Source organism: Eggerthella sp. (assembly GCF_048329335.1).
GTDB lineage: Bacteria > Actinomycetota > Coriobacteriia > Coriobacteriales > Eggerthellaceae > Eggerthella > Eggerthella lenta.
On record NZ_DBFEGU010000125.1, the window covers coordinates 1 to 1,618 of the forward strand.

The window sequence follows — 1,618 nt, forward strand, 5'->3', positions numbered from 1 at the left end:
CGATGAGGGCGCGCCAGTACGGTAGGCTTCCGTCAGGTAGGAGGGGGCAGTACACGGTGACGGCACCGCTTCTCATGTCCTGTCGGACGCAATAGGGGAAGCTCGCCCGCGCCTTGCCGTTGCCGGAGTTGTAGACCTTCAACCCTATCGCCGGGATCGAGGTATCGATGCCGCGCGAATTGCGTGCTGGTTCGGGTACGAAACCGAGCTGGCGCATGAGGTCGCGGACGGCGACGCGCGCGCGGATCTCGGGACCGTCCTTCGAGTCCTCGGGTTCGATGAATTGGGTCAGGCGCCCGGTTTTCGCGAACGCGATGCGCAGGGCGCGCTTGGGGTCTCCGCCGTCGTCTTTGCCCTTGGGCTTGTAGCTCTCGGCGCCCGGCAGGACCACTATGCACGCGGTCGGGTCGGTCGCCTCGGGAAGCGCGGCGGCGACTTTGCGCCAGCGGATCTTCGCCTGGCTGTCGCCGGTATTCTCCATGCGGTTCAGGAGGTCGTTTGCCGGGATGTTATCGATCTTGACCTCGAAGCCGTCGACGGCCCCCTCCCCACCGAGAAAGCGGGAGATCTCGGCCCTTGCCATACCGAGGAGCCGGGCATCGTCCTGGTTGCCGATCAGCTGGAATACGGCCCTGTCCCTGCCGGTGCAGCGGGCGAGTCTGGCGCGGTTGGCCCGGCCCCAGGCCTCCTGTCTCGCCCGTGCGCCGACGGGGTCCTTGTCCCAATCCGCCTGCCTGGGCTCCTCTATGGACGCCTTGAGATGGGTCAGTTGAAGCGAGTCGAGCGCACCGACGGGCTCCGCGATATCTTTAAGCCGAGCCGCGACGGCCTCGAAGAACATGGCCTTGTCGATGACGGATGCCCCGCTTGCGACCGAGGGCTTCGATGCCCAGGAGGCGGTCATCGCGTAGGGGGATAGGATCTGCGGCTGCGAACCGTCGCGGGCGTACCTGCCCATGTCCTCAAGATACTCGCGGACTGCGGGCAATCCGGTCCCCCTGGCGAACTCGTAGTTCGCCAGGGCCGCGGGGTCCCAGGCCAAGTCGCGCTTCTGCCTGTCGTAGCCGTAGGGGACGACGCGGAGCGTGCCGCCTTCCGTGCGGACGTAGGCGTTGACATCGTGTTTGAGGAACGGGTCGTCCTGCCATGGCTTGCCGATGAAGCGGCGGACGGCAACATCCATGTTGAGCCTTGCCTTGCGGCCGACCGGCAGCGTCTCGACGTGGAATCTGAGGGCGAACGCCCACGGGTCCTCCTTGTGCCAGTGGATATCGGAAATCAGCTCGTAGACGTTTCCGTTTCCGCGTGAGACTCTGCTGAAGTTCTCGACCATGCCGTTGGCGAGTTCGAGGGGGATGTCGGCGATGGCGTCGGCGACTTGCGCGGAGAATGCGGGGAAGGTGAGCCTGCCCGTGGGACGGCCGTCGCCGCTGAACAGGCAGGTCTCTTCGCCATGCACGGCCTCTTCGAACGTCTCGGGGTGCAGCATCCCCATCACCTTGCAATAGGCGGGGGATTGGGTATCGATGTCCTTGCGGGAGGAGATCCAGACCGCGATGACGTTGCATAGCTTCGCGAGATCAATGGGGGCGAGGGCGATAAGCCAGCTGTCGGTATG

General features: G+C 65.2%; 1 protein-coding gene. It reads right to left on the reverse strand.

Annotated elements, in window-relative coordinates:
- The coding region (locus ACMO6A_RS03900) for a pPIWI_RE module domain-containing protein (RefSeq protein WP_418470809.1) at nucleotides 1–1,618 on the reverse strand (1,618 nt) is incomplete at both ends.